Source organism: Knoellia sinensis KCTC 19936 (genome assembly GCF_000768705.1).
GTDB lineage: Bacteria > Actinomycetota > Actinomycetes > Actinomycetales > Dermatophilaceae > Knoellia > Knoellia sinensis.
Map to the genome: position 1 here is coordinate 1 of NZ_AVPJ01000037.1, position 5,088 is coordinate 5,088.

Sequence of the window (5,088 nt, forward strand, 5' to 3'; positions counted from 1 at the left end):
CCGTCACCGGCGAGCCCCTCGGCCAGATCCCACGCACCCAACCCGCCACAGTCATCGATCGATTCGGCCGCACCCGCAAGGCCCCCAAGACCGTCGCCGGATTCGACCTCACCTTCTCGGCGCCCAAGTCCGTCAGCGTCGCCTGGGCGCTGGCCGACGACGCCACGCGCGCCCGTATTTACGCCGCCCACCGCCGCGCCCTCGAGGCCGTCATTGCCTACGGCGAGTCCCAGGTGTTCGCGACCCGGCTCGGCAAGGGAGGCGTTGTCCAAGAGGACATTCGGGGCATCATCGCCGCCGCGTTCGACCACTGGGACTCCCGCGCCGGCGACCCCCAACTGCACACCCACGTCGTGGTCCTCAACCGCGTCCAGGCCGTCAGCGACGGCAAGTGGCGCACCCTCGACTCCAAGGCCCTCTTCCGCGCTGCGGTCGGCATGTCCGAGCTCTACAACGGCGTCCTCGCAGACCAGCTCACCGCTGGTCTCGGCTGGACCTGGACACCCGAGAAGCGCCGCCGCTCCGCCGAACCCAAGTGGGAGGTCGAGGGCGTTCCCAAGACCCTGCGCGACCACTTCTCCCAGCGCACGACCGCGATCGATGCCGCCAAAGACGACCTCGTCGCGACCTTCACGGCCTCCCACGGCCGCGAACCCACCGCCCGCGAAGTCATCCACCTGCGTCAGCACGCCACCCTCACCACGCGCGAGGACAAGCATGTCCGCCCGCTGCGAGACCTCATCGCCGAGTGGCAGGAACGCGCGCGCGACCACATCGGCAACCAGCCCGAAGCCTGGGCAACCAGCCTCACCCGAGACGCCCCACCCGCGCTCCGCTCCGCCGAAGACCTCGACGACGCGATCCTTCGCGACGCAGCCAAGATCGTTCTCGCCAAGGTCGCCGACAAGCGAGCCACGTTCACCCGAGCCAACCTCTTCGCCGAAGCGCTCCGCGAACTCCACGGCGTCCGCTTCGCCACCCCCACAGACCGCACCACCGTGGCCGGCAAGACCGCCACCTACGCCACCGAACTCGCCGTCCAGCTCACCCCACCCGACGTCGGCCGCGTCCCCGACGAACTCCGCCGCGCCGACGGCACCACCAAGTTCGTCGCCCGCGACAGCGAACTCTTCGCCACCCAAGAACTCCTCGACGCCGAAGCCCGACTCCTCGACCTCGCCGCAGCCGAGGACGCACCAGTCGTTCCCGTCACCTTCGCATCAGCAGTCACCGACCAGCCGCTCCCGGGACGCAGCCACACCCTGTCGCCTGAGCAGGCCGCCGCGGTCATCGCGACCGCCACATCCGGCCGGCGCGTCGACCTCCTCATCGGCGCCGCCGGCACAGGGAAGTCCACCGCCATGGCCGGAGTCCGAGCCGCGTGGGAAGCCGCTCACGGCCCCGGATCCGTCGTCGGCCTCGCCCCCTCAGCCGCAGCCGCCGAGGTCCTCGCCGACGCAGTCGGCGTCCCCACCGAGAACACGGCCAAGTGGATCAGCGAGCAGGATCGCCTCCCCGAACTCAAGGCCAAAGCCGATGCGTATGCCGTCCGTCTGGCTCGCGCGTACCCCTCACCTGCCACGCGTCGACTGGAGGCGGAAGCGGCTGCGGCGCGGACGGCATACGAACGATGGGCTCTTCGTCCGGGGCAATTGGTGATCGTGGACGAGGCGTCGATGGCGGGCACGTTCGACCTGGACCGGATCGCGGGCGCGGCCACGGCTGCGGGGGCGAAGGTGCTGCTGGTGGGGGACTGGGCGCAGCTGTCGCCGGTGCAGGCTGGGGGAGCGTTCAAGTTGCTGGCCGATGCGCGAAGGGACGCGCCGGAACTGCATGACGTGCGCCGGTTCCGGAACGAGTGGGAGCGCGCCGCGAGTCTCGACCTGCGGCGGGGGCGGGCGTCGGTCGCGGCGACGTACGCGGCGAAGGGACGCGTCGAGTCTGGGTCGCGCCAGGACATGGTCGACCTGATCTTCGAGGGGTGGCGCGAGGACGCGCACGCGGGGCGGAGTTCGCTGATGCTCGCCGCCGATGCTGAGACGGTGTCGGAGCTGAACGCGAGGGCTCGCGCACATCGAGTTGCTGCGGGTGAGGTCGCTGGGGAGGGTGTCCGGCTCGGTGACGGGACCCTCGTTGGGGTCGGCGATGTGGTCGTGACACGGCTCAACCGCCGGGCCCTCGTGACCGGGAGCGGGTGGGTCAAGAACGGCGACGACTGGGTCGTGCAGGCCATCGGCGACGACGGGTCGACGAGGGTGAGGCGGGCTGGCGGCGGAGCGGTGGTGGTGCTGCCGGGGGACTACGTGGCGGAGAACCTCGAGCTCGGCTACGCCACGACCGCGCACCGCGCGCAGGGGCGGACGGTGGACACTGCACACGCGTACGTGACCGCGACGACGGTGCGCGAACCGCTGTACGTGATGGCGACGCGAGGGCGTGAGTCGAACCGGCTCTACGTCGACACGGCCTTCGAGCCTGACACCGCGACCAGCCACGGTGAAGACGTACACGCCGACCCAGGCGAGATTCTGCAGACCGCGATCACCACCAGCGGCGCCGACCTCTCCGCCACCGAAACGCGCCGCGTGGAGGAAGCCGCGGCTTCCACCCCATGGCGCATCGAAGCCCAAGGTGCCGCAGCGCTGGTTGCGAGGCAAAGTCGTGACCTGTGACGGAAATGGTGAATGAGCGCACACTCGTCAGCTGTCGCCGAGTCCCAGTTCCTCCCTCAACTCGCTAATCACGGCTTCCCAAAGATGCGGCGCCACAGCTTCCCTGAGGTCGGCCGCCAGCGCCTCAGCGGCTCGCTTGGCAATTACCACGTTCAGGCTGCTCGTCGATGTGGACCCCGTGCGCGACGCCGCTCTGGCGTTGGGACGGGAGCTCTCCGCAGAAGGGTCTCGTGGGGTGCGCTCGGTTACACGGGCGGGCGGCGGCGCGTCGAACAGGGCGGCTTGCTCGAGCCCACGAACCTCCGCCAGCTCGATCAAGGCATCTGATGCTTGTTCAGTAGGCAGGGGCAGGGCGACGCCTGTGTGCAGGACCGTGAGGTACTTCGTTGTGCGCGTCAATGCAACGTAGAGATGGCGGAGGCCCCAGTCGGACTCGCCAACGATTGCCTCCGGGTCGACGACGACAACCGCGTCGAACTCCAAACCCTTCGACTCGGAGGGGCGTGCGACGTTGATGGAGCTGTCCAGGTTTCCAGAGCCCACGTTGGCCCACTTGACGTCGTGGGCTACGAGCTCTTCTTCAAGCCTTCGGCGGTGACGGTCTGGGCAGATGAGGCCGACGAATCGACCACTTCCTGCATGACTGCGTGCGGCGGCGAGCGCAGGCCCGGCCACGTCGAACTCGTCGACCTCAACCAGCTCGGGGTCGGCAGGGCCATCGCGCACGACTGTGGGCGGCTTGAGGCCGGGAGCGATGTACGGGAGCAGTTGAGCAGCGAACTCGTAGACCTGTCGGGGGACTCGATAGCCGAGCTCCAGCTGTTCCAGCTGTGCGGGCAGGTCGCTGGCAAGAATGGTCGTGATGTCGTCCCAGGATTCTCTGGCCCAGGGTCCAGTCGATTGGGCTAGATCGCCCACGACGGTCATGGATCCGGACTCAGACCTCCGTCGGATCGACCGTAGTTGCATGGGCGATAGGTCTTGCGCCTCGTCCACAACGATGTGTCGATAGCGCGCACTGGGACGCCCGTTGAGCAGTTCCTCTGCCTCGTCCAGAAGTGCGACGTCCACGTCCGACCACTGCTCGTCGGCGACCTTGTCGGACGCTTGCCGAAACAGTCGGCCGATCTCGGTGCCGGTGAAGCGGTCGCCTGCGGCTGCGAGGAGTCGGTCGCGCGAACCGAAGAGGTCGCGCAAGAATGCGACAGCGCTGAGCGATGGCCAGACGCGTTCAACCGCGGCGTCGAGAACAGGTGCGGTGGCACCGGGACCACGTGGGTTGCGTGCCTCGACCTCCCGTTGCAGGAAGTTGCGGAACGAGGCGCGCCCAACGGTGTATGAGCCTTTGCCGACGTGGTTGGGCAACTCTGCCTCGATCTCCTCACGGGAGAAGCTCACGGCACTGAATCCGCTTCCCACCTGCAGAGTCTTCATGCGGTCGGGGACGCGGACGCGTTGCCATAAAGCGGTGTGGAGCAGCGACGCCATCCGGAGCTCGCCCTTGAGTCGCCTGATCGAGGTGCCTTCGTTGCGGCCCGTCGACTTCTGGGGGCCTAGGGACCTCAGATCTCGGTAAACGACGTTGTCATCCCCAAGGCCCGGAAGCACGCTGCGGATGTACCTCGTGAACGTGTCACTAGGCCCCACAACCATGACGTCCTGCGGCAGGAGGTCGGGTGCGTGGTTGTACAGAAGCCAGGAGACCCGATGAAGGGCGACTGCCGTCTTGCCGGTGCCGGGCCCTCCTTGGATGACCAGCAGTTGGTCCATCTCGGACCGGATCAATGCGTACTGCGCGTGGTGAATCGTCTGCACGATCTCGCGCATCTCACCGCTGCGCCCGGCTTCAAGGTCGCTCAGGAGCGCATCATTGATTCCCCAGACTTCTTCGGCCGAGGCGTCCAGTTGGGCCACGCGACGGGCGAGGTCCTCGAACACGACGTCGTCGAAGCCCTGGATGGTGTTTCGCTCGCACTGGAACGTGCGCCGGAGAGTGGCTCCAAGGGGGTTTGCGAACGTGGCCTCGAAGTACGGTCGAGCTGCCGGTGCTTGCCAGTTGACGACGAGCAGGTCGAAGTCGTCGTTGGTGATGGCGTGGTTGCCGATGTACAGGACGTCGTCACCCACATCCACGCGACCGAACGCAACAGCGTCATCGCTGCCACCCAACCGTTGGAGCCGCTCGTCGGCTGCATTCTTGACCGCCGCCGCGACCTTCCTTGGGCCGCCTGACGCGGATCCTGCATCTGACAGGGTCGCTCGTGTCGCTTCTCGTGCGAGCCATGCGTCGTCAAAATGTGCTTGCTCGCGCTTGAGCACCAGTTCATTCGTCGGCATTTTCTTCCCCGGGGTTCTTCCAGATCGGCAACTCGTGGCACGTTAGCCGGCTCATCCCAATCGGGGGTGTAGGAGTTGG

At 67.4% G+C, this 5,088-nt stretch carries 2 protein-coding genes; one reads left to right on the forward strand and one right to left on the reverse strand.

What is annotated here, in order from left to right; genetic code table 11:
* A partial coding sequence (gene mobF / locus N802_RS18975; RefSeq protein WP_052110178.1) for a MobF family relaxase occupies positions 1-2,672 on the forward strand: 2,672 nt, incomplete at its 5' end.
* A gap of 27 nt (positions 2,673-2,699) precedes the next feature.
* Here mobF and N802_RS18980 read toward each other — a convergent pair.
* Positions 2,700-5,009 (reverse strand): HelD family protein, encoded by a 2,310-nt coding sequence (locus tag N802_RS18980; RefSeq protein WP_035919579.1) that lies wholly within the window; start codon positions 5,007-5,009, stop codon positions 2,700-2,702.
* Positions 5,010-5,088: the final 79 nt, after the last annotated feature.